Genomic DNA, 21,070 nt, shown 5'->3' on the forward strand with positions numbered 1-21,070 from the left:
CTGGCTCCATGATTTTTATGAAAATGGACCTATCAATCATGCCAGTCAAGGTTATGGTTTGTGCAGCCCAGCCAATAGGGATCATCATGCAGACCCATCTGTCGCGCCGCGGCGCATTCCTGCTGTTCGCGGTGATCGTGATCGCCTGGGGCCTGAACTGGACGATTACCAAGACCCTCGTCCAAAGCGTCACGCCGCTATGGACGACGGCATTCCGTTCCGGCATCGCCACGGTGGCGCTGGCCGCGCTTCTTTTCGCACGCGGCGAGATGATCGTGCCGCGCCGCGGCGACCTGCCGGTGGTGTTCGTCACGTCGATATTCCATCTGGTGGCGTTTTCGGCGCTGGTCGCCTACGGCCTGCAGTTCGCCGCCGTCGGCCGTTCGATCGTCCTCGGCTACACGACGCCGCTCTGGGTCATGCCGGCCGCCTGGCTGTTTCTGGGTGAGCGAATGACACCATCGCGCTCGCTGGGAATGGCGCTTGGTCTGGCTGGCCTTACCGTCATGTTCAATCCGCTTGCCTTCAATTGGGCCGACGTCAACACGCTGGCCGGAAGCGGCGCCATATTGCTGGCCGCCCTGTGTTGGGCAGTCAGCATTGTGTATGTGCGCGCCCATCGCTGGATATCAACGCCGTTTCAGCTCGTCTTCTGGCAGATGCTGCTGGCCACGGTGGTGGTCTCCGTGTTGGCGCTTCTCAAGGACGGCGTGCCGCATCCGACATGGAGTGCTCAGCTGGTTGGGCTGTTTCTGTTCAGCGGGATCATCGGAACCGCACTGGCCAATTGGGCAATGTCGACTGCCAATCGCAGCTTGCCCGCCGTCGTCACATCGCTCGGGCTGCTCGCGACACCCGTCGTCGGGGTCGCAAGTTCAGCGATCATTCTTGGTGAAGTGGTCACGACCGACCTGGTGGTCGCGATGCTTCTGATCCTGGGAGGCATCGCCATCGGAACGATCCCCCGCAGGGAAAAGGCTCCGGCGCAAAAGCACGCACCCCTAGTCGTGGAGTCGTAGATCCCGCCATTCGGGCGGCAAGGCCGCGCGAACACATTCGGCCGGCGCAACTACACTGACGGGGCGAGCCGCCTGAGCGATTGCACTGGACCCATTCCGGGGCAAACGTTCGGCGGCAGTTGCGATGACAAGCAACGCCAGAATGGCGGCAACACCGCCCAGCGCTGGATTGAGCCACGCCAGCAGATCATTCAACCGAACGAGCCAATATGGAGCCATGTTCGTCAGCCCGACAATCGTGAATCGACGATGTCATCGTCGTCCGGCGCCATCGCGAATGCAATCTGGGAAGTCCGAACCGTGCCTTCGGCGAGTTCGAAGGCTGCTGGCAATACGGTGCAGGACAACGCATGGTTGACATTCATGCTGATCCTGTAATTCTCCATCAGCGACCAATAAGATCTTGCGAAAGCAAGACTGATGCCAGGGATGAGGAAACGCAGCATGGGGCCATTCAGTCGTCGCGCTATTCTTGTCGCCTTCAGCGCCTTCCTGTTCGGCGGCACCGCCACGGCGCAGGATTATCCATCCCGCCCCGTCAAGATCGTCGTACCGTTTCCAGCCGGCGGCTCCAACGACATCATCGCCCGCATCCTGGCGCAAAAACTTGGCGAGAGGACCGGCCAGACATTCCTGATCGAAAATCGCGCCGGCGCCGGCGGAAATATCGGCGCGGATGCGGTCGCGACTTCGGAGCCGGACGGGCACACGCTGCTGCTGACGGCGCCGCCGCCGCTTACGATCAACGCAGCGCTCTACAAGAACCTGCCTTACGATCCGGCAAAGGCGTTCGCTCCGGTGGCGCTGGTCGCCTCGGTACCGATCGTGCTTGCGGTGCATCCGTCGGTCGAAGCCAGCAACGTCAGGGAACTCATCGCGCTCGCCAAGGCAAAACCGGGCACCATCAACTTCGGATCGTCGGGCAACGGCTCGACCAATCATCTCGCGGGCGAATTGCTGAAGAGCATGACCGGCATCAATATCGTTCACCTCCCCTACAGGGGCGCGGCACCCGCCATGAACGATCTCATCGCGGGGCACATCCCCATGATGTTCGACAATATCCCCGCGGTGCTGCCGCAGGTTCAGGCCAAGACCATCAAGGCGATTGCGGTGGCGGGCGCCAAACGCGCGAACGCCCTTCCCGATGTGCCGACGGTCGCAGAATCCGGCGTGCCCGGCTTCGAAGCCTCCGCATGGTTCGCCCTGGTGGCGCCGGCGAAAACGCCAGCGCCGGTGCTTGCAAAGCTGGAGAGCGAGGTTGACGCGATCCTGAAAATGCCTGACGTGCAGAAGCGGTTCACCGAACTCGGCGCCGAGCCCGGCAACATTTCCGGTACCGCTTTCGCACAATTCCTCAGCGAGGAAACCGCGAAATGGACGAAGATCATCCAGTCGTCCGGCGCGACGGTGAACTAGGGCGTGAACCCATAGATTTCGGTGATGTCCGCTTTACTGCTAAAGCGACGTGGTGGCTGCAAGCGCGAGATGAACCTCGCCGGGATCTCCAGGCAGGGAGAGCATCAAGGGAAGTTAACGTCGGGTCGGCGACGTCCGATCGTCCCCCGACAACGGACATCGAAGCAATCGGCAGAGGACACCTACTTCCTGGTGGCTTTTAAGAGTTCTTCCGCCCTCCTGACACCGCTCTTTGCCTTGAGTGTCAGAGCTGTTGGTTGTGGGCTCCATTCGGAAACCAGTTTTTCTGCCTTCTCAAGTTCTGGTTTGGACAACATAGCAGCCATCTCATTCACATTTTTTTGGGGCGCCAGTTTTGAGAGTTTAAAATAGGCATACGATAACGACAAATCTCTTGGCGCTCCTTTTCCCGCAGAATACGAAATGGATAAACTATAGAGAGACTGGGGATGTCCCTGGTCGCCTGCCATCTTCCACCACTTCAGCGCCTCTTCTGAATTTCCTTGTTTGTCATACAGAATAGCAACATCGTGCTGGGCAAGCGCATAACCGGCTTTGGCAGAAACAAGTTTGTATTTTAATGCTTCATTTGTGTCAGACGTTACAACGCCCGCGCCTTGCCCGTCATAATAACAACCAAGCTTATAGGCTCCCAGCGGGTCATTAGACCCAGCGGATTTTTGAAACCACTCAAATGCCTGCCTCCGATCTTTTTGGGTGCCGATGCCATTATTGTGCATCATGCCAACATGGTATTGCGCCTCTGCATCTCCTTTATTGGCCAATGCGACCATCGCATTAAAGGAGTCCGCTTCATTTGCATTGGCAGGCATTGAAAGAACTAAGAGGCATGAAAAAGCTAGGGCCATAAATTTCATGTAATTTTCCCTTTGGTGGGATTCAAACTGACTGTCCGGTTCTAACTCGCAAGCGCAATCTGGAAGCCGGGTCAAACTTGCTCATGGGACCACGCCAAGTGTCTTCAGCTGAGCGTTGGCGGCCTCCCACTCGTTGAAACTGCGCGGGCAATCGCTTGCCGCCAGACGGAACAGGCGAGTTGCCTCATCTTTCAACCCCTTCGTCAATGAGAGCTCACCACTGTAAAAATTCGCCTCGCAGACTTGGCCCTTCTTCCTGGTGACGTCAGGATCGGCGGCGGCGGCAAGGACAGCAGCAGGCGTCATCTGGCCCAAGAAAAGTCTGATGACAGGCGCCGGCCAGACCTTCATGTCGATCCGGGAGCTGGTTTGCGCCAGACGGCTCGGGAGATTGTTTCGCTGACTGGCGATCTCGACCCACAGCGCCAGATAGGCATTGTCCGGCGCTAGCGCACTTGCCTGGTCGAGATCGGCCAGCGCCTTTTCGACCGAGCCGGCAAAGAGATATGAACGCCCGCGGGCAAAGTAGGCCAGGGGAGACTTCGGATTGAGCCGGATCGCCTCATTGTAGTCGGTGATAGCGCGGCCGAGGTCGCCCTTGGCGTGATAAGTAACACCTCGGCCGACGAAAGCCTTGACTGACTTTGGATCGAGCCGGATCGCCGCGTTGTGGTCGGCGATGGCGCGGTCGTAGTCGCCCCTGGCGCGATAAGCGTTACCTCGACTGTTGAAGACGCTGGCATCTTCGGGATCGATCCGGATCGCCTCATCGAAGTCGGCGATGGCGCGGTCGTTATCGCCCTTGTCGTGGTAGGTGCTACCCCGATTTTGGAAGGCCCTGGCCAATTTGGGATCGAGCCGGATCGCCTCATTGAAGTCGGCGATGGCGCGGTCGTTGTCGCCCTTGGCGTTGTAGGCGTTGCCTCGATTGTTGAAGGCCATGGTGAATTTTGGATCGAGCCGGATCGCCTCATTCAAGTCGGCGATGGCGCGGTCGTTGTCGCCCTGTTCGTTGTAAGCGGCACCTCGATTGTTGAAGGCCATGGCCAATTTCGAATCGAGCCGGATCGCCTCATTCAGGTCGGCGATGGCGCGGTCGTTGTCGCCCCTGGCGCGATAAGCGACAGCTCGATTGTTGTAGTAAGCCGCCAGATCGCGCCCTTTCGATTTCCCCGACTTGATGCCCCGGGTACAGTCAGCGATCGCAGCCTCGGGGTCCTGCGCAGAATCACACTGGTCAGCGGCGGCTGAATAACCCAGGAATGCGGCTGAATAACCCAGGAATATCGTAGCGGCAAAGAGCGCGCTCCAGAATCTCCAATCCGTCGGCCTCATGCCATTTCCCCTGGGCGAACTTTGAAATCCTGGGGTTTGTATCGGAATTTGGCGTTCTGGTTCACATTCAGCCAGACAAAGTCACTTACTATTGGGTCTATCGCGTCGATTTTGGCAAGTCGGCGGCATGTCCGGTTTGCGGCTAACCCCGGAAGTCAGCCGTCATCAAACCCGCTGTAGTCCTGCGCGCTAATGAAACCACGCCCTGTAGGTACCCGAAACTGGGTCGCCTAAACGCCGAGATAGGCACGCTGGACGTAGTCACTTTTGGCGAGTTCCGCACCGGGCCCACTGAGCGCGATCCGGCCGTTCTCCAGCACGTATGCGTAGTGGCAGAGCCGGAGCGCAAGGTTCGCATTCTGCTCGACCAGCACGATCGACAGTCCCTGCTCCCGGTTGATTGTCTCGATCAAGCGGCCGATCTCCTGCACCATGATTGGCGCAAGCCCGAGCGACGGCTCGTCCAGCAACAGCACCTTCGGCGCCGCCATCAACGCCCGCGCAATCGCCAGCATCTGCTGCTCGCCGCCGGACAGCAGGCCTGCCATCTGGTCGCGGCGCTGCCTGAGTTTTGGAAAGAAGCCGAACATCCGTTCCACGGAAGCATGCAGGCTGCTGCCTTGCGGCTGCAAATACCCGCCCACGAGCAGATTGTCGTGGACGGTCATCCGCGGGAACACGCGGCGTCCCTCCGGCGACAACGCAATGCCTTGCGAGACGATATCCGGCGGTGACATCTTGTCGATCCGCACACCACCAAAACTGATCTCGCCCTGGCTCGGCGATCGCAATCCCATGATCGCCCGCAACGTGCTGGTCTTGCCGGCGCCGTTGCTGCCCACCAGCGAGACGATCTGCGCCGGCGCGACATCGAGGCTGATGCCAGAGATGGCAACCCGATGGCCGTATTCGACGTGAATGTCACGTACCTGAAGCGCTTTGCTCATGCTGCTTCCTCGGCGCCGAGATAGGCCTGTATGACGCTGCGATTGGCGCGGATTTCCGCGGGAACTCCTTCGGCAATCTTCTCGCCGTGGTCCAGCACGACGAGCCGGTCGCACAACCCCATCACCAGCCGCATGTGGTGCTCGACCAGCAGCACCGAGATGTTCTCCGTCTTGTGCAGTTCCTTGATCAACCGGCCGAAATCGGCGGCTTCTTCCGGGTTCAATCCCGCCACCGGTTCATCGAGCATCAGCAGCTTGGGACGCGCGGCAAGCGCGATGGCAACGCCGAGGCGGCGCTGACCGCCATAGGACAGTTCTCCAGCGCGGCGCTGACGGAACTGGAGCAACGACAGGCGTTCAAGCAAAAGCTCGCACCGGCTTCGGGTCGCCGACAGCGCCGCACGTGCGGCGCGGGTGTTGAAAATCGAACCCAGCATCGAGACCGGCGTGGTCGCAAACGCGCCACGCATGACATTCTCGATGACCGTGGCATCCGGGAAAATCGTCGTGGCCTGAAACGTCCGCACCAATCCCTCGCTGACGATCGCGCTCGGCTTCTTGCCGACAATGCTGCGCTGCTCGAAGCGAATGGCGCCCGCCGACGGCGACATGACCCCGCTGACGACATTAAAGCAGGTTGTCTTTCCGGCGCCGTTGGGGCCGATCAACCCGACAATCTCACCTGACTTGATCGAGAACGAAACGTCCTTCAGCGCATTCAGGCCGCCGAACCGCCGGCTGATCGCATCCACTTCCAGTAATGCATCGCTCATTTCGGCGTCTCCGTCTCCGAGCCCTTGCTGAAGAAGGATCGTCCGATCGAGACGAGACCGTTCGGGATGAACAGCAATACGCAAAGCAGTATCACGCCGTAGATAATGTGCTGCGCACCGACGAAGCCGCGCAGCAGCTCCGGCAGGGGCGTCAGGAACAAAGCGCCAAGGACGCCGCCGACCATCGTGTGACGCCCGCCGACGACGAGCATGGTGATGTACGCGATCGAGTCGTTGAACGTGAAACTGTCCGGCGACAAAAAGCGGATATAGTGGACCATCGCCGCACCGGCGGCTCCTGCAATGCCGCTACCCAGCGCAAAGGCCACGATCTGGTAATGGCTCACATCGATGCCGCTTGATTCGGCGAGGCGCACGTTCTCCGCGATGGAACGGAACGCCCGGCCGTATTGCGAGCGCATCAGGGCCCAGACGAACGTCACGACGATAATGAAGGCGGCGAGTGCGAAATAGTAGAAGCGCAGGCGCGTCGAGAGCGGAAGGCCGAAAATAGATATCGCGGGAATCCCGAGCAGCCCGTTGGCGCCGTGGGTGACACTTTCCCAGTTCAGCACGATCAGCGTGAAAACCTGTCCCGCCAGAAACGTCACCAGCACGAAATAGACGCCGCGCAGCCGAAGCAAGACCTTGCCGAGCAGCACCGCCGCCAGCCCCGTCACAAGCCCCGCCAGCACGATGCCGAGGATCGGAGGAAGCTTGAAGCTCAGCGCGGCCAGGGCCGAGACGTAGGCACCGGCGGCCACGAACGCCGCGTGTCCGAGCGATATCTGCCCGACCGACGCAATCAGGCCCAGACTGACCGCGAAGATCGAGTTGAGCAGCATCAGGTTCGCCAGATGGATGTAGAACTGGTTTGTCGTGAGCTGCGGCAGCACGAGAGCCGCCGCGAGCACGACGGCCAGCGCGATACCTGCCAGCAAACGGCGACGTGGCGCGAGGCGCGGCTCATCGCGGCCCATCGTGGCGGTGGATGATCCCTCCAAATCAGGCCTCCCTTTGTCCCAAAAGGCCGGCGGGCCGAACCAGCAAGATCAGAATGACCAGCAGAAGCTGCAGAATGTCGGACACCAGCGATCCGAAGATCGTGGCGGTGAAGCTCTCGATCATGCCGAGCAGAAGGCCGCCGACCACCGCGCCCGGGACCGAGCCAAGACCGCCGAGAATGACGACCACGAAGGCCTTGAGCATCGGCGTGAGGCCGACAAAGGGCGAGACCGAGAACACCGGCCCCATCAGCGCCCCGGCCAGCGCCGCGAGCGCGACGCTCATGCCGAAGGCCAGCGGATAGATGTAGTTGACGCGGATGCCCTGGATCAGCGCGGTCTCGGTATCCTGGGCGACCGCCCGCATCGCCCGCCCCAGCCGCGTTCGCTGCATGAAAAGCCAGAACGCGGTAAAGATCAGCGCGGCTGCTGCGATGACGACAAGCCGCGACCAGGGAAAACTGAAGGGACCGATCGCCAGCGTGCCCGTCACGATATCGGGCATCGCGCGCGGCTGGGGTCCCCACAGCAGGACGGCGCCGTTCTGGATGATCACCGAGATCGCAAGCGTCGCGATCATCCCCGACATCTCATCCGAACGAAACGGCTGGATCAACGTGCGTTCGACCAGCATGCCGAGAATGCCGATCGTCAGCGCCGCGATCAAAAGGCAGACGACGAACGGGATCTCCCAATAGACGTAGGTGAAGAATCCCGTAAAGGCGCCGAGCATATAGAATTCGCCATGCGCGAAATTGACCACGCGCATGATCCCGAACACCAGCGTGAAACCGACCGCCATCAGCATGTACATCGCGCCGATGACGAGACCGTTCAGCACAGCCTGCGCAAGAAGTATCGAATAGTCCAAACCCATTCTCCCGCGTCAGGCGGCGTCCATTTTCCCGGAGATGCCTGCGACGTTCATTCACAGACCTTGGGCGTGCACTTGGCCACGACCTGCGCCGCGCCGCCCTTGAGCAGCGCCACGTAGAATGGCGCGTCGAGCTGCTGGTTCGATTTCCACTGCGCTTCGCCGATCCAGTTCACCTTGCCGAGCACGGTTTCGAAATCCTTCAGGCCAAGCAACGCTTCGCGTACCTTGTCGCTATCCGTCACCGTTCCCGACTTCTGCATCGCAGCGAACGCCATCTGCACGTTGGCGTAGAAGAACGGGCTGAAGGCGTTCAGCGGCGTCTTGTACTTTGTCTCGAAGCGCTTGGTGTACTCCTGGATCGCCGGGGAATCCGTATTGATCGGCTGATGGACGTAGACGTTCTCGGTGGCATCCTTGCCGGCAACCTTCAGGATATCGGCGGTGGCGTCGCCGCCGGTCCGGATGATCGGCCCCTTGAAGCCAAGTTCACGAAGCTGCTTGACCAGCAATCCCGCGGTCTGCGGCGCGTTGCCGTTGAGTTCAAAGGCATCGATGCCCTTCGCCAGCACGCGGGTCAGCAGCGGCACGAAATCGACGCGCTCGCGCTCGAAGAACTCCTTGGCAACGAATTTGGCACCGACCGCCTCATAGGCAGCTTCGTTGGCGGCTCCGACCTGCTGACCGGACTCGTCGTTCGGGAACAAGCCGCCGATCTTCCTGGCGCCCAACTTCTGCACCACCCACTTGATTTGCGGATCGGAGAACACGTCCGACGGGATCACCGGACGGAAGCTGTACTTGTATTCGGCCGACAGCGCCTTCGGGGTGAAGGCCATGGTCATGGTGATGACCTTGTTTTCCGTGCTGACGGGAAGAAGCGCCAGCGCCGGCGCCGATCCGAGCGGACCGACCACGAACTTGATGCTGTCGTCGAACACCATGCGGTTGAACGCGGTCAGCGCGTCCGCCGCCTTGTAGTGGTCGTCATAGGCGACGATCTCGACCTTGTACTTCTTGCCGCCGACCTCCAGTCCGCCCTTGCTGTTGACGTCTTCAGCGGCGAGTTCGGCCGCGCCCTGCATCGCCATCCCCCACGCGGTTCCGGCGCCGGAAAGCGTCGCCAGAACGCCGAGCTTCAACGTCTGCGCCGAAGCCGAGTATGAGGAAACAGCGCAAGCCGTCGAAAGAAGCGCGACCTTCAAAAATCCACGCATGGCTACCTCCCTGGTGTCGGGGAGCAGCTTGCTGCCAACCCCTCTCGATTTTTCTGTTGCTTTCGTCCGCGGCCCTGTCGGGCGACGGGATGGCGGAACCTATCTTAGGGAATTGACTAAAGTCAACTGTTGACAGTTTGAGGCCCATGCAGGAAACATTCCTGACCGCCGCCCGTTCGGGCGACGACGCAAGCAGGCATGACGGATATGATCAGGAACGAAACAGACCAGGCGGGAGCCAAATGACATATCTCGTCGCCAGTGACCTGCCGACGCTGGCCGCCGGCGAGCGCTTCCGGAAACTATTGCAGCGTCCCGGCATCCTGCAGATTCCCGGAGCCCATTGCGGCCTCGCCGCGTTGCAGGCCAAGGCCGCGCAGTTTGAAGCACTGTATCTGTCGGGAGCGGCGATGTCCGCGTCGATGGGGCTTCCGGACCTCGGCATCCTCACGATCGACGACGTCTGCTTCTTCGTCCGGCAGGTTTCCCGCGCGTCGCAACTTCCCGTGCTGGTGGATGGCGATACCGGCTTTGGCGAAGCACTGAACGTGATGAACATGGTGCGGGCGTTCGAAGACGCGGGTGCTGCGGCCGTCCAGATCGAGGATCAGATCCTGCCGAAGAAGTGCGGCCATCTCAACGACAAGAAGCTGATCGCGCCGGAGGATATGGCGGCCAAAATCGCGGCCGCCGCCAAGGCGCGGCGGCATCTCTACATCGTGGCCCGCACCGATGCGGCCGCGGATGAAGGGCTCGACAGCGCCATCAACCGGGCCCGGCTGTATGTCGAAGCCGGCGCTGACGCGATCTTCCCTGAGGCGCTGCATGACCCGGAAGCGTTCCGCAAATTTTCCGAGACCATCAAGGTGCCGCTGCTGGCCAATATGACCGAGTTTGGACGAACGCCGTTCATGACGGCGTCCGAGTTCGAGGCGCTCGGCTACAAGATGGTGATCTGGCCGGTCAGCGCGCTTCGCGTGGCCGCAAAGGCGCAGGCCGAACTGTATGACGGCATCCGCAAAGATGGCGGCACCCACCGCCTGATAGATCGCATGCAAACGCGGGCCGAACTATACGCGACCATCGGTTATCACGAATATGAGGCCCTCGATTCATCGATCATCACGTCGATCACGCCCGAAGGAATGCCGCAAAAGCAAACCGGTCGATGAAAGCGGCGGCTGGAGGCTATCTGCGCGACTGAACCGCGGCCTTGCTTTTGCCTGTCCACGCCGTACCTGCCTTCGGCTTCCGGACGGGCGGCGCGACTTCTTGCCGGGCGGCCGCTTCCCTCATCTGCTCCTCGACATACTGGCGGGCGTTGCTGATATGCAGCCGCATCTTGCGTTCGGCTTCCACGGAATCCCGCCGCATTAGCGCAGCGACGATGTCCTTGTGCTCACGCAGAGCCTGTTTGGCGCGTCCCGGTTTTGTACTCGATTTGTAGCGGTAGACCCGAAGCAGATAATAGAGGTCTTCGCACAGCATCTGGACCAGCCGTGCATTGCGGCTGCCCTTGACGATGCGAAAGTGGAAATCGAAGTCCTTCGACTCCTGATAATAGCCGGTGCCTTCCTGGACGCTTTTCTGCTGCTGGTGCTGGTCCAGCAGCTCGGAAAGCGCCTCCAGCTCATCATCCGTCATATGCTGGGCCGCGAGCCCGCAGGCCATCCCTTCCAGCGCTTCGCGAACCTGCAGCACTTCATACAGATCGCCCGGCGACAGGCTTGCGACGCGGACGCCGATGTTGGGTGTCCGCTGCAGCAGCTTTCGGCCTTCGAGCCGGCGGATGGCTTCGCGCAATGGACCCCGGCTGACGCCGAGCGAGGCGGCAAGCGCCTGCTCGCTGATCTTGCTGCCCGGCTGCAGGTCTCCGCTCATGATCGCCGCCTCGATCCGCTCGGCGAGCGCATCCACCAGCGACTGGGCAGAGACCTTGTTGCTCAAGATGCCGTTCATGAAAGCCTTTCGATACCGCTCCCGTGGGAGCCCGCACAGACGCCTGCCGGCTCGCTCTCAGCCAAGCCCTTGTACTTACTAGAGCCTTTTCCGTTCCGATGGAATCGGAACGGGGCTCTAATTCTTGTTTTGACGCGTTTTCTTGACGCGAACCGGTGTCCACTTCGCTGGAAAACGCTCTAGTATGTCCCTTCGTGAAGGACAATCAATCGTGGAAACCTGCGTTCCCGCAACTGTATACAACTAAGCGATGGCCGTTCGATAAACCACATTGCCTTCGAACAGGCGGCGGGCGCTGCGGTAGACCGCGCCATAGTCCGCCTTCACCGCGCCGGAGCCGGCAGGCGAAACGCCGGCGTCGACCAGCGTGACGCCCGACGGATGCGCGATACGAATGGGTCCGTTCGCCTTGCACAGTTCGGCCGGAATGCTGCCGGGAATGCGCGACGCCACCGCAAGGCAAATCGCTCCGGTAATCGGCGTGGCGCGATGCGGCAGCCCTACCGAGATCATCCGCACCCAGATGTCGGCATCCGCCGGCGCGAGTTCACGCCCCGACAGCGTTCGTCCGGCCCGCGGGCCCGTTACCATCGCGACCTTGGGAATACCGGTCATCCGCCGCGCCTGATCGAGATCCGGTGCAATCCCCATTTTGACCGATGCCGCGCAGCGGATCGCTTCCATGCGCTGCAGAAAGACGGAATCATTGTCGAGCACGTCAGGCAGTTCATCGCCGGATTTTCCGACCGCGCTTGCCGCAACAAAGACGCAGGGGTTTGCGGCATCGACGCAGGAGGCCTTCACGCTTTCCCCGCCGCCGATGTCGAGATCGTCAACCGCGTTTCCGGTCGGCAGCAGCTTGCCGGTCCGCGCGCCGCCGGGCTCGAGGAACTCCAGCCGGATCGGCGCCGCCTTCCCGGCGATGCCATCGATCTCGATATCGCCGGTGGCGGCCAGCGAACCATCCTCGACCGGAAAGCGCGCAACGATGATCTTCGAGGTATTGGTGTTGTGAATGCGGACCGTGGCTTCGCCATTGGCTGGCGCCGTCACCAGCCCTTCGTCGAACGCGAACGGCCCGACCGCCGAGGACATGTTGCCGCAATTGGCGCCATAGTCGACAAAAGTGTCGCGCACACCGATCTGCGCGAAGGTGTAGTCGACATCCGCATCCGGCCGGCTCGGCGGGCCGATGATGCAAATCTTCGACAGCGACGAGATTCCACCGCCCATGCCGTCGAGTTGCCGGCCATTGGGGTCGGGCGAGCCCATGACCTCCAGAAAGATAGAGTCCCAAGCCTTCGGGTCGGCCGGCAGATCGTCCCTTCGGAACATCACCGCCTTGGAAGTGCCGCCCCGCATGAACACCGCACGAAGTCGAGCATTTGCCATGGCCGATCCTTGTCCTTATTTCAGCGGCTCGGCATCCAGGCGGATGATGTCTGCCGGACCGCCCGGCTGCGCCGGATAGCGTTGTAGCACGAGCGGGTCATGGCCGGGCACGATGTGCGCCAGCGACGACGCCTGCCGGCGCATCGCGTCATAACCTTCGAGCGTCTCGCTGACGTCGACCACGACCGGGAAAGGCCGGTACTGTTCGAAATTCGCATAATAGTGCGACGCGTCCGAGGCGAGTACGACCCATCCGCGCCGGGTTCGGACGCGCACAAACTGCAGACCGCGCGAATGACCGCCGACCAGATGCACCGTGACACCATCGGCAATCTCGCTCGCGCCATTATGAAACTTCACGCGGCCTTGGAACAGTTTGCCCACCATCGCGGTGACGTCGTCAGCCTCAAACGGATGCCGCAAACTGGAATGGCACATGCACCGGCCGGTGCAGTATTCCATTTCGCGCTCCTGGATGTGATAGCGCGCGTTCGGAAATATCTCGTGATTGCCGGCGTGGTCGTAATGCATATGAGTCAGTACGACGTCCTTGACACCGGCAAGATCGACGCCCGCAACCTTCAGGCCTTCCGCAACCGGGCGCGTTATCTTGCGCGCGCGGCGCTTGGCCATGTCAGCATCGAAGCCGGTATCGACGATGATGGTCTGGCCGTCGCCCTTCAGCACCCAGACGAAGAAATCCATCGGCATCGGCCCGTCATGCGCATCGCCACCGAGGAAATTTTCCGAAATGCGCCGTTCGGCATTATGGGCGTAACGAACCGCGAGAATCTCGTATTCCGACATGCGCTCCCCTTAGCTTGCTGGAGTGTCCTGCGCCTTGCGCCATTCCAGCAGCCGGCGGATGCCCTCCTCGATGGAAACCTCGGGCTTCCAGCCCAGCATCTTCTCGGCTTTGGCGATGCTGAAATCGAGCTGCTTGGTCACGCTCGATCGCACGCTCGAAGTAGCCGATTTGTAGACCGGCTTGAGGTCGCTGCCGGTGAACTTCAGCAACAGCGCCACCACCTGATTGAGATCGGTCGCAACACCCGATGCGACTGTAAAGCTCTCAGCCGTGATATCGCACGCCATCGCCATCACGTTGGCGCGGGCGACGTCGGCAACGTGAACATAGTCATGCACCTCGCTGCCGTCGTCCGGAATCACCGGCGGCTCACCGCGCATGATGCGGTCGTAATTCTCCATGATGTAGAGCGCATTGACGCCGCGATAGTGCTGTCGTTCGCCGTAAACCGTTGCGTATCGCAGCGCGATTCCCTGGATGCCGTGCTTGGCGCTGTACAGACGGCAGAGATTTTCGCCGATCAGCTTGGTGCACGCGTACAGCGCTGTGGCGGGCTGGAATGTGCCGAGCTGCGCCGGGGCGGACTCGTCGATCAGGCCCGGCGCCGGATCGCCGTAGACCGCGATCGACGACGAAAACACCACCTTCCTGACGTTGCGGTAGCGGCACGCCTCGAAGATGTTGACCTGTCCCTCGACATTGACGGCAAGCCCAAGGCTCGGATTCTGGCTGAGCGGCAACGTCAGGAAACCGGCGATCGCGAACACGCCGTCGCAGTCTTCGAAGGCGTCATAGAGTTCGTTGATGCGCAGGATATCGCCGCGCACGAGCTTTACTCTGGGGTCTCCCAATAGCGACCGGACGGTATCGGGACTACCGAGCGCGTAGTTGTCGAGCAGCACGACTTCCCGCGCACCCTGGCTCAGCAATTGTTCCGCGACATGCGATCCGATCAGGCTGGCGCCGCCGGTCACGACAAATTTTCCTTGGGCGATCTTCATGGATGCTCACACATCGCGGCAAACTGCACAGGCTGTCTCAAGTCTCGCTCCCATTGATCATCTGTTGGACCGATGCAGGCCGGTGGCCGCGAGCATCGCGGCGGTGCCCGACCGAATTGCACGGACGCTACCGCCCTCGCCCCAAACTGTCTACAGTTTTCATCATGCGGCACCGGTGCACGCCGTTGCACCGCCTGCGGGGCTGCGCCGTCGCCTTGGCACCGGCACCTCTGTATAGAGTCGAGCGATGAGTCTGCTTCAGCGACAGCTCGGCACGACCTCGCAACAAAAGAATCGGGAGAACGACATGTCTGAGAAGGTCGCGGTCATCGGAATGGGGCAGATGGGATCGGGGATGGCAGGACGACTGAGGGAGTCCAACCTCGACGTCGTCGGCTATGACGTCAACGCCGATCAGCGCGCGCGCCTCACGAAGGACGGCTTTCGGATGGCATCGAGCATCGCGGAAGCGCTCGAGGGCCGCAACATCGTGCTGACCAGCCTGCCCGATCCGAAAGCCGTGACGGAAGCTTGGCTCGGCGCCGACGGCATCGTCGCCCATGCGGCCAAGGGCACCCTTTGCATCGAGCTGAGCACCATCGATCCGCAGACGATGCGGCAGGCCGCCGAGGCAGCGGTCGCCAAGGGAATCGCAGTGGTCGATTGTCCGGTCAGCGGCAGCCCCAACGAGGCGCGCGCCGGCAAGCTGATCCTGATTGCCGGTGGCGAGCGGGCCGACGTGACCCGGGCCGAGCCGATCCTCAAGCTGCTTGGCAACGAATGGAAATACACCGGCCCGGTCGGAACCGCGAAGGTCGTCAAGATCGTCAACAACATGATGTCGATGGGCAATGTCTTGGTCGCGGCGGAAGCCTTTGCGCTCGGCGTCGCCGCAGGCGTCGAGCCGGACAAGCTTTATGACGTGCTGTCGGTCAGCGGCGGCCGCTCGCATCACTTCACCAAGCGCTTTCCGAACGCGATCAAGGGAGATTTCTCGCCGGGATTCAAGATGGAGCTGGGCGAGAAGGACCTCGCGCTTGCGGTCGAACTCGGGCGAATGACGCGGATGCCGACGCCGTCGGCCTCTGCGACGCGCGAACTCTATGCCGTCGCACTGGCCGAGGGCTTTCGCGGCCAGGATATCGTGGCGCTGCTGAAGATGTATCAGAACTGGGCCAAGCCGGCCTGATAGTCAGGTCGTTGGAAGCCTCGCTCAAGGCACCCAGGTCGTCTCCTGAGCCTCATGAGCACCTCGCGGCGCGAAGACGACCTTCTTCGCCGGCGCCTTGTGCAATTCGCTGACTTCGAGCAGGCGCGTGACCTGTGCGATCTCGGTGACTTTTTCGAGGGTTTCAAGCCGCTCGAACAGCGGCGCGATCTGCTCACGGGGAAGGCTGCGCGCCGCGCAATCGTTGAACTTGTCCCATAGTTCGCTGCTGCTCATCGGATTGTCACCGCCACGACCGACGAGATTGTCGACGCGCCGCGAGAGGCGGGTACCGTCCTCGAGCGTCACAATGACTTCCGCGCCCCACTGGTCCTCGGCATCGTCGGCCATATCGGGGTGCGGGCTTGCGGTCGTGAGATCCAGCAGCCGTGTGATCTCCGGATCGAGATGCGCGTCGCCCTCAAAATCCTTCAGCCGAAGCACGCCATAGCGAAGCGCGCGCGCGACGACATACTGGACGCTGAACTTGGCTTGCAGCGACGTCTGCGGATGCGGATTGTTGGTATGGCGCAGGCGCCGGCCATGCGGCAGCACTTCGATGCGGCTGACGTCCGCGGCTTTGACCTTGTCCTCGCGCCGCAACTGGAGCGCCATGGCAATCGCGGGATGCGTGCTGCCGCAACAAGGGAATTGCTTGAGCGCGATCGATTTCGCCTCGATCTCCCACGGCGCGCCCCAGTTCTGAAAGAGCTTATCGGGGTCGAACGTGCCGGGCCCGTTGAAGACGTTGAGGAAGCCTTGTTGATGCTCGAACACGTCGGTGGCGGCGTCAAACCCTCCCTCGGCCAGCAGGGCCGCAAGCAGGCCGTTGCGGCAGCACTGACCAATGTGGAGCGGCTTGGTCATGGTGCCGAAATTGGCCTTGAGGCCACCTGCGAGCGAGGCCGCAATGCACAGCGCCATCGTCGTCCTGGCATGATCGAGCTTCATGAGATGGCAGGCGGCCGCCGCGGTGCCAAAAATGCCGAGCGTCGCCGTCGGATGCCAGCCCTTGTCGTAGTGATGAAAATTGACTGCCCGCGCCAGCCTGATCTCGACCTCGACGCCGATCACGTAGGCGGCAACGAGGTCTTCGCCGGTCCCGCCGCGCTCCTCTGCCAGCGCAAACAGCGTCGACACCAGCGGCACCGAATGGTGGCCGCCCATGATGCCGCTGAAATCGTCGAAATCGAGCGCGTGCGATGCGGTGCCGTTGATCAGCGCAGCATCGAGTGCGCTGGTGCGCCGCGCCGAGCCGAATATCAGCGCGGGTCCGGGCGCCGTCGCGACGCCCGGGGTCTTGAGCAGGATCTGCGTGCAGGGTTCCGGATAGCCGGCCAGGGTCACGCCGATCGCATCGAGGATGCAGGCTCTTGCCGACGCGACCGCTCCCTTTGTGAGCTGACGCTTCTCAAAGGCCAACACCCGCTCGGCCAGATGCTGGAGCAGCGTGGTTCCGGACGAAGCGTGCTCCGCCGAACCTGCCTTCGACGATGCAACAGACGCGTCACTCATGTCGGTTCTCCCGTGCAGACTTCAGTCCGCCGCTGCCGCGCTGCGCCCTGCAATCCGCCCGAACGTCGCGCCCGATACCAGACCGGTGCCCGCCGGATAATTGTCGTAGAACAGGCCGCCGACCATTTCGCCGCAGCAGAACAGGCCCTTGATCGGCCGCCAATCGGTGCCGATCACCTGCGCCGTCTCATTCACCTTCAGTCCGCCGAAGGTGAAGGTGATGCCGCCGGTGGCGCTGTAGGCGTAGAACGGCGGTTTTGCGATTCGAAGCGCCCAGTTGGTTTTCTCCAGCGCCAGCCCCTTGCTGGAAAGACCATCCTTCTTGGTCGGATCGAAGCCATCGTCCATCTCGCAAGCGCAGGCATTGTATTCGTCGAGCGTCTTCAGCGCCTGATCCCTGTCGTCGAAGTCGAGTTTTTCAATGAGATCTTCCAGAGTGTTGGCTGTGATCGGCTTGCTGGTCTGGTAGCGCGGCTCCAGCAGGTGAACGACCCTGGAGTCAAATATCTGCCAGGCCTTGGCGCCGGGTTCGGCCAGGATCGCGCGCCCGAACTTGGCATAGGTAAAGAGCGCACCGTCTTCGCCTTCATCGACGAAGCGCCGTCCCTTGCGGTTCAGCATGACGCCATAGACATAGCTCAGCCGGTTGCTGCGATCTGTGAGTTCGCGTGGTGCAAACTCGCCCCAATCCGCGCTGATCGGCGTGGCGTGGCAGCCGCTCCACTGTCCCCACGGCATGGCACCGATGTTCATCGCCATCCGCAAACCGTCGCCCTGGTTGTGCGGCGTGCCCCGCACCTTCGCCGCACCGACCAGCGGACCGATATGCTGGGTGCGCATCTGTACGTTGGCTTCGAATCCACCGCAGCCGAGGATCACCGACCTGGCATTCAGGACCGAGACGCCGTCGTCATCACGCACCTTGACGCCGTTGATCCTGCCATCGTCGCCCACCAGCAGCTCGGTCGCCGCGGTTCCATAGCGAATTTCGATGCCGAGCCGCTCGGCGGTCGAGAACCAGCTCCGCGACAGGCCGACGCCTTCGTGTTCGGCGCGCACGACCAGGCCGCGCGCCCACACCATGACGTTGTCCTTCTTGACTGCGGAAAGCGTGATCGCCGGCTCCATCTTGATGCCGCCGACCTTCTTCATCCACTTCACGGTGTCGAACGAGTTATGGACGAGCAGCTTCGACAACACCGGATCGGTTCGTCCGCTGGTGACGCGCATCAGGTCGCCATGAAAATCCTCCTTCGAGTACGGCGATACGCCGTCATAGAAGTTCTCGTATTCATCCTCGACGTCGGGGAGCAGTTCGCCGATTTCCCGGGGATCGTCGAAGGCAAAGCGCAGCACGCCGCCGCTCCAATGCGTGTTGCCGCCGCGCATTTCCCGCGGCGCCTTCTCGATCACAACGACGCGCTCGGCACCATTCTCCTTGGCGGACACCGCGGCAGCCAGAGCGGCGTTGCCCGCACCAACGACGATGACGTCATACTTGTTCATTACTCAACTCCTGTGGGATTGACCTGGTGTGGATCGCAGCAAGGCGGCGATTGCGGCGCGTGCCTTTGCCGCGTCTTGTTCGGAATTATTTTTTGTCGGGCGTTTCTTTCCGGCTATCGATCCGATGTTGCGATCCGGCGCGGGCGGCCTCGGCCATCGCGCTGAGGCGCAGTTCGTAGCCGCGGCGGACGTGACGGCGGGCCAGCTCTTCGGCGGCAGCCTCGTCGCGCCGCGCGATGGCATTCGCGATCGCCTGGTGCTCTCCCAGCGCTTCCGCGATACGGCCGGGTGCCGCGAAGGTGGTGCGGCCCAGCAGTACGACAGAGTCATGCAGGTCCTGCAGACTCTTGATCAGGAACCGATTGTGAGCGGCGCGGTAGATCTGCTCGTGGAAGAGAGTGTTTTCCCGGGCGTGGACTTTCGGGTCATCAGGCAATTGACGATGTGAATCCAGCATCGCCTGCAGCATGTGGATTTCGGTCGCGTCGGCAAAGCGTGCAGCCAGTGCCGCGGCCGTACCTTCAAGCCGCTCGCGCACATCGTAGAGTTCGGCCACCGCGCGCAGGTCGTGTTGCGCGACCGACAGCCCGCCGCCCGGCGCATGGACCAGCATGCCGTCGGATTGCAGGCGGCGCATCGCCTCGCGAATGGGCGTACGGCTGACCTTGAGCCAGGCGCACAACTCCAGCTCGAGAACACGTTGGCCCGCTTCGAGTTGGCCTTCCTGGATCGCATTGCGGATGGCCCGATAGGCATGCTCGGCCAGCCCGCCGGCGGCCCGCGATGACGCGGGGCCCGGGAAGATCACAAGCGTGTCGTCCTCAGCAGTGTTGGAAATCGCGGCCTCCCAGAAAGCCAGATCGGGGCTTTCCGCTACGTATAACTATGTATACAAAGATATGCAAAGAGAATCTTAGGGGTGAAATGCCAACGGTTCAGCCAGGGGCTCGCCCCGCGGAGCGCAGTATTTTGGGCGTTGGCCCGCACGGGCCGCCAAGTCCGCACCCCGCCGGGCGGGCCGACATAACGGTGTCGCTGACGCGCCATTCCCCGGGGCTGCTGCCGGCATGGCCGGCGAATGAACCGGTCTCGCTGGATCGGTGCCGATATTGTTGCGGCTCGGCGGTCTTGCCGTTGCGACGGCTGGCGCCGGACAGCGCGGTCCCCGCCCCGATGGCGGCGCAAGCCAAATCGAATCTCCCATGCCGCCCGGCGACGGTGACCGGTCAGGGATTCAACACCGGCGTTGCCAACGCTGCGCGCGTCAACGGCATGGCGATGCACGTGCTGGATTCGGGATGATGCGGAATCCGCCGAACCACGCCCGCTCCCGGCGGCTGCGGGTTCTGCTCGTTGGCGGCAAAGCGCGGACTTCTCACGCAATAGCAGCGCAGCGCCTTAAGCCGTGTCGGCGCTTTGTGACGTCCGTCACGGTGAAGCTAACGCGCAAACCTATTCTGGCAATCACAGAATAAAGGGGACAGGCATGAACGCCACTCACTCACAGGCGTACCTGAATGGAATTGAGAAGATTGGTTGTCGTGTCGATGAATTGCAGCGCCTGCTGCGTTTTGCCGAAGGCCAGCGGGAAGCGCGAACAGCGGTCCGACAATTGAACCAATCGTCTCCGCTCCTCGGCAAGGATCGTATTCGTCTTTTCGATCGCGAATTTGACGACGCCCTTCACCGGGCTGTTTTCGCCGAAGTCGGTGATCTCCTTTTCGATCGTGATGAGATATTCGTAACTCGAAAGCTCCTCGGAGATCTGAAGCAGTTCCCGGATTGTCGACGTAATGCAATCGGCGTCGCCAGTGGAAATATCGGGTCGCTTGGCGGCCTGAACGAGATCACCCATCAAGTTCTGGAATAGCGGCTTTATGGCTTCGACCTTTTTGAAATCGCTTTCGCTGAGGACGCCGCTGCTGGACACGGTCGTCGCCAGCACGAGCATCGTGACGCCGAGGGCAAGCGGCCGCACCCATCCGCGACGCAGGCGGGTTATGGACCGACCATTGGGCGCGCAAGCGGGTTTCTTGCCGCCCCCCACCACTCTGCCCATCATTTTCCAGACGGCGGTTACGCCCATTGGATCAGCCTCGGACCTGGTGGCCAAGCATAGTTCGCGATTGCGTGCGCTGCTAGGGCGGACCGAACCTGGCCTGCGTCATTTTTGCACGACGAACGCGCGTTCCGGCGTGAGTGGGCAGGCCCGTTTG

Annotated in this window: 20 protein-coding genes; 4 read left to right on the forward strand and 16 right to left on the reverse strand. The window is 61.7% G+C overall.

What is annotated here, in order from left to right:
• The first annotated feature begins 38 nt into the window (after positions 1-38).
• On the forward strand, positions 39-1,019 hold the full coding sequence (locus tag JQ611_RS25175; RefSeq protein WP_249133435.1) for a DMT family transporter: 981 nt from the start codon (positions 39-41) through the stop codon (positions 1,017-1,019).
• Positions 1,020-1,243: 224 nt separating this feature from the next.
• On the opposite strand, the gene JQ611_RS25180 is transcribed toward JQ611_RS25175, so the two are convergent.
• Entirely contained in the window at positions 1,244-1,465 is a 222-nt protein-coding gene (locus JQ611_RS25180) for a hypothetical protein (RefSeq protein WP_212466896.1), read from the reverse strand.
• On the opposite strand from JQ611_RS25180, the gene JQ611_RS25185 reads away from it, so the two are divergent.
• Complete coding sequence (locus tag JQ611_RS25185) at positions 1,464-2,438, forward strand: tripartite tricarboxylate transporter substrate binding protein (protein ID WP_212466897.1); 975 nt, start codon at positions 1,464-1,466, stop codon at positions 2,436-2,438. The genes JQ611_RS25180 and JQ611_RS25185 overlap by 2 nt on opposite strands.
• Before the next feature lie 182 nt (positions 2,439-2,620).
• On the opposite strand, the gene JQ611_RS25190 is transcribed toward JQ611_RS25185, so the two are convergent.
• The 7 genes from JQ611_RS25190 to JQ611_RS25220 all read right to left on the reverse strand — a co-directional run bounded on the left by JQ611_RS25190 (position 2,621) and on the right by JQ611_RS25220 (position 9,466).
• Positions 2,621-3,316: a tetratricopeptide repeat protein gene (locus tag JQ611_RS25190; RefSeq protein ID WP_212466898.1), complete on the reverse strand. Its 696-nt coding sequence runs from the start codon at positions 3,314-3,316 to the stop codon at positions 2,621-2,623.
• 81 nt (positions 3,317-3,397) lie between these two features.
• Positions 3,398-4,651, reverse strand: a complete 1,254-nt coding sequence (locus tag JQ611_RS25195) for a lipopolysaccharide assembly protein LapB (RefSeq protein ID WP_212466899.1) — start codon at positions 4,649-4,651, stop codon at positions 3,398-3,400.
• 230 nt (positions 4,652-4,881) lie between these two features.
• Positions 4,882-5,598: an ABC transporter ATP-binding protein gene (locus JQ611_RS25200; protein ID WP_212263879.1), complete on the reverse strand. Its 717-nt coding sequence runs from the start codon at positions 5,596-5,598 to the stop codon at positions 4,882-4,884.
• On the reverse strand, positions 5,595-6,371 hold the full coding sequence (locus JQ611_RS25205; RefSeq protein WP_212466900.1) for an ABC transporter ATP-binding protein: 777 nt from the start codon (positions 6,369-6,371) through the stop codon (positions 5,595-5,597). Before JQ611_RS25205 ends, JQ611_RS25200 begins: the two co-directional genes overlap by 4 nt.
• The gene (locus JQ611_RS25210; RefSeq protein ID WP_212466901.1) at positions 6,368-7,375 is read right to left on the reverse strand and encodes a branched-chain amino acid ABC transporter permease; all 1,008 of its coding nucleotides are present in this window, start codon (positions 7,373-7,375) and stop codon (positions 6,368-6,370) included. The genes JQ611_RS25205 and JQ611_RS25210 overlap by 4 nt, the downstream gene beginning before the upstream one ends.
• Position 7,376: 1 nt before the next feature.
• Entirely contained in the window at positions 7,377-8,246 is an 870-nt protein-coding gene (locus tag JQ611_RS25215) for a branched-chain amino acid ABC transporter permease (RefSeq protein WP_212263876.1), read from the reverse strand.
• A 53-nt stretch (positions 8,247-8,299) separates the two neighbouring features.
• Positions 8,300-9,466, reverse strand: a complete 1,167-nt coding sequence (locus tag JQ611_RS25220) for an ABC transporter substrate-binding protein (protein WP_212263875.1) — start codon at positions 9,464-9,466, stop codon at positions 8,300-8,302.
• 242 nt (positions 9,467-9,708) lie between these two features.
• Here JQ611_RS25220 and prpB point away from each other — a divergent pair, with 242 nt between their 5' ends.
• On the forward strand, positions 9,709-10,638 hold the full coding sequence (prpB, locus tag JQ611_RS25225; protein WP_212466902.1) for a methylisocitrate lyase: 930 nt from the start codon (positions 9,709-9,711) through the stop codon (positions 10,636-10,638).
• Positions 10,639-10,654: 16 nt separating this feature from the next.
• On the opposite strand, the gene JQ611_RS25230 is transcribed toward prpB, so the two are convergent.
• From JQ611_RS25230 to JQ611_RS25245, 4 genes are all read right to left on the reverse strand, one after another.
• The gene (locus tag JQ611_RS25230; RefSeq protein WP_212466903.1) at positions 10,655-11,425 is read right to left on the reverse strand and encodes a GntR family transcriptional regulator; all 771 of its coding nucleotides are present in this window, start codon (positions 11,423-11,425) and stop codon (positions 10,655-10,657) included.
• 243 nt (positions 11,426-11,668) lie between these two features.
• Positions 11,669-12,817: a 2-methylaconitate cis-trans isomerase PrpF family protein gene (locus tag JQ611_RS25235; RefSeq protein WP_212466904.1), complete on the reverse strand. Its 1,149-nt coding sequence runs from the start codon at positions 12,815-12,817 to the stop codon at positions 11,669-11,671.
• A 15-nt stretch (positions 12,818-12,832) separates the two neighbouring features.
• Positions 12,833-13,624 (reverse strand): N-acyl homoserine lactonase family protein, encoded by a 792-nt coding sequence (locus tag JQ611_RS25240; RefSeq protein WP_212263871.1) that lies wholly within the window; start codon positions 13,622-13,624, stop codon positions 12,833-12,835.
• Positions 13,625-13,633: 9 nt separating this feature from the next.
• A complete protein-coding gene (locus tag JQ611_RS25245) occupies positions 13,634-14,626 on the reverse strand; it encodes an NAD-dependent epimerase/dehydratase family protein (RefSeq protein WP_212263870.1) in 993 nt (330 codons plus the stop codon).
• Between the two features lie 247 nt (positions 14,627-14,873).
• Between JQ611_RS25245 and JQ611_RS25250 the strand changes: the two genes are divergently transcribed.
• A complete protein-coding gene (locus JQ611_RS25250) occupies positions 14,874-15,815 on the forward strand; it encodes an NAD(P)-dependent oxidoreductase (protein WP_283813405.1) in 942 nt (313 codons plus the stop codon).
• A 24-nt stretch (positions 15,816-15,839) separates the two neighbouring features.
• Here JQ611_RS25250 and JQ611_RS25255 read toward each other — a convergent pair whose 3' ends face one another.
• From JQ611_RS25255 to JQ611_RS25270, 4 genes are all read right to left on the reverse strand, one after another.
• Positions 15,840-17,348, reverse strand: a complete 1,509-nt coding sequence (locus JQ611_RS25255) for an MmgE/PrpD family protein (RefSeq protein ID WP_212466905.1) — start codon at positions 17,346-17,348, stop codon at positions 15,840-15,842.
• A 21-nt stretch (positions 17,349-17,369) separates the two neighbouring features.
• Positions 17,370-18,854, reverse strand: a complete 1,485-nt coding sequence (tcuA, locus tag JQ611_RS25260; protein ID WP_212263867.1) for an FAD-dependent tricarballylate dehydrogenase TcuA — start codon at positions 18,852-18,854, stop codon at positions 17,370-17,372.
• Positions 18,855-18,939: 85 nt separating this feature from the next.
• Positions 18,940-19,662: a GntR family transcriptional regulator gene (locus JQ611_RS25265; RefSeq protein WP_212263866.1), complete on the reverse strand. Its 723-nt coding sequence runs from the start codon at positions 19,660-19,662 to the stop codon at positions 18,940-18,942.
• Positions 19,663-20,355: 693 nt separating this feature from the next.
• A complete protein-coding gene (locus JQ611_RS25270) occupies positions 20,356-20,940 on the reverse strand; it encodes a hypothetical protein (RefSeq protein ID WP_249133436.1) in 585 nt (194 codons plus the stop codon).
• Positions 20,941-21,070 lie beyond the last annotated feature (130 nt).

Source organism: Bradyrhizobium sp. AUGA SZCCT0182, from assembly GCF_018130185.1.
Lineage (GTDB): Bacteria > Pseudomonadota > Alphaproteobacteria > Rhizobiales > Xanthobacteraceae > Bradyrhizobium.

Coding starts and splice junctions, on each gene's coding strand:
- JQ611_RS25175 (WP_249133435.1), top strand. CDS start 39: ATGCCAGTCAAGGTTATGGTTTGTGCAGCCCAGCCAATAGGGATCATC.
- JQ611_RS25185 (WP_212466897.1), top strand. CDS start 1,464: ATGGGGCCATTCAGTCGTCGCGCTATTCTTGTCGCCTTCAGCGCCTTC.
- JQ611_RS25180 (WP_212466896.1), bottom strand. CDS start 1,465: ATGCTGCGTTTCCTCATCCCTGGCATCAGTCTTGCTTTCGCAAGATCT.
- JQ611_RS25190 (WP_212466898.1), bottom strand. CDS start 3,316: ATGAAATTTATGGCCCTAGCTTTTTCATGCCTCTTAGTTCTTTCAATG.
- JQ611_RS25195 (WP_212466899.1), bottom strand. CDS start 4,651: ATGAGGCCGACGGATTGGAGATTCTGGAGCGCGCTCTTTGCCGCTACG.
- JQ611_RS25200 (WP_212263879.1), bottom strand. CDS start 5,598: ATGAGCAAAGCGCTTCAGGTACGTGACATTCACGTCGAATACGGCCAT.
- JQ611_RS25205 (WP_212466900.1), bottom strand. CDS start 6,371: ATGAGCGATGCATTACTGGAAGTGGATGCGATCAGCCGGCGGTTCGGC.
- JQ611_RS25220 (WP_212263875.1), bottom strand. CDS start 9,466: ATGCGTGGATTTTTGAAGGTCGCGCTTCTTTCGACGGCTTGCGCTGTT.
- prpB (WP_212466902.1), top strand. CDS start 9,709: ATGACATATCTCGTCGCCAGTGACCTGCCGACGCTGGCCGCCGGCGAG.
- JQ611_RS25230 (WP_212466903.1), bottom strand. CDS start 11,425: ATGAACGGCATCTTGAGCAACAAGGTCTCTGCCCAGTCGCTGGTGGAT.
- JQ611_RS25235 (WP_212466904.1), bottom strand. CDS start 12,817: ATGGCAAATGCTCGACTTCGTGCGGTGTTCATGCGGGGCGGCACTTCC.
- JQ611_RS25240 (WP_212263871.1), bottom strand. CDS start 13,624: ATGTCGGAATACGAGATTCTCGCGGTTCGTTACGCCCATAATGCCGAA.
- JQ611_RS25245 (WP_212263870.1), bottom strand. CDS start 14,626: ATGAAGATCGCCCAAGGAAAATTTGTCGTGACCGGCGGCGCCAGCCTG.
- JQ611_RS25250 (WP_283813405.1), top strand. CDS start 14,874: ATGAGTCTGCTTCAGCGACAGCTCGGCACGACCTCGCAACAAAAGAAT.
- JQ611_RS25255 (WP_212466905.1), bottom strand. CDS start 17,348: ATGAGTGACGCGTCTGTTGCATCGTCGAAGGCAGGTTCGGCGGAGCAC.
- tcuA (WP_212263867.1), bottom strand. CDS start 18,854: ATGAACAAGTATGACGTCATCGTCGTTGGTGCGGGCAACGCCGCTCTG.
- JQ611_RS25270 (WP_249133436.1), bottom strand. CDS start 20,940: ATGGGCGTAACCGCCGTCTGGAAAATGATGGGCAGAGTGGTGGGGGGC.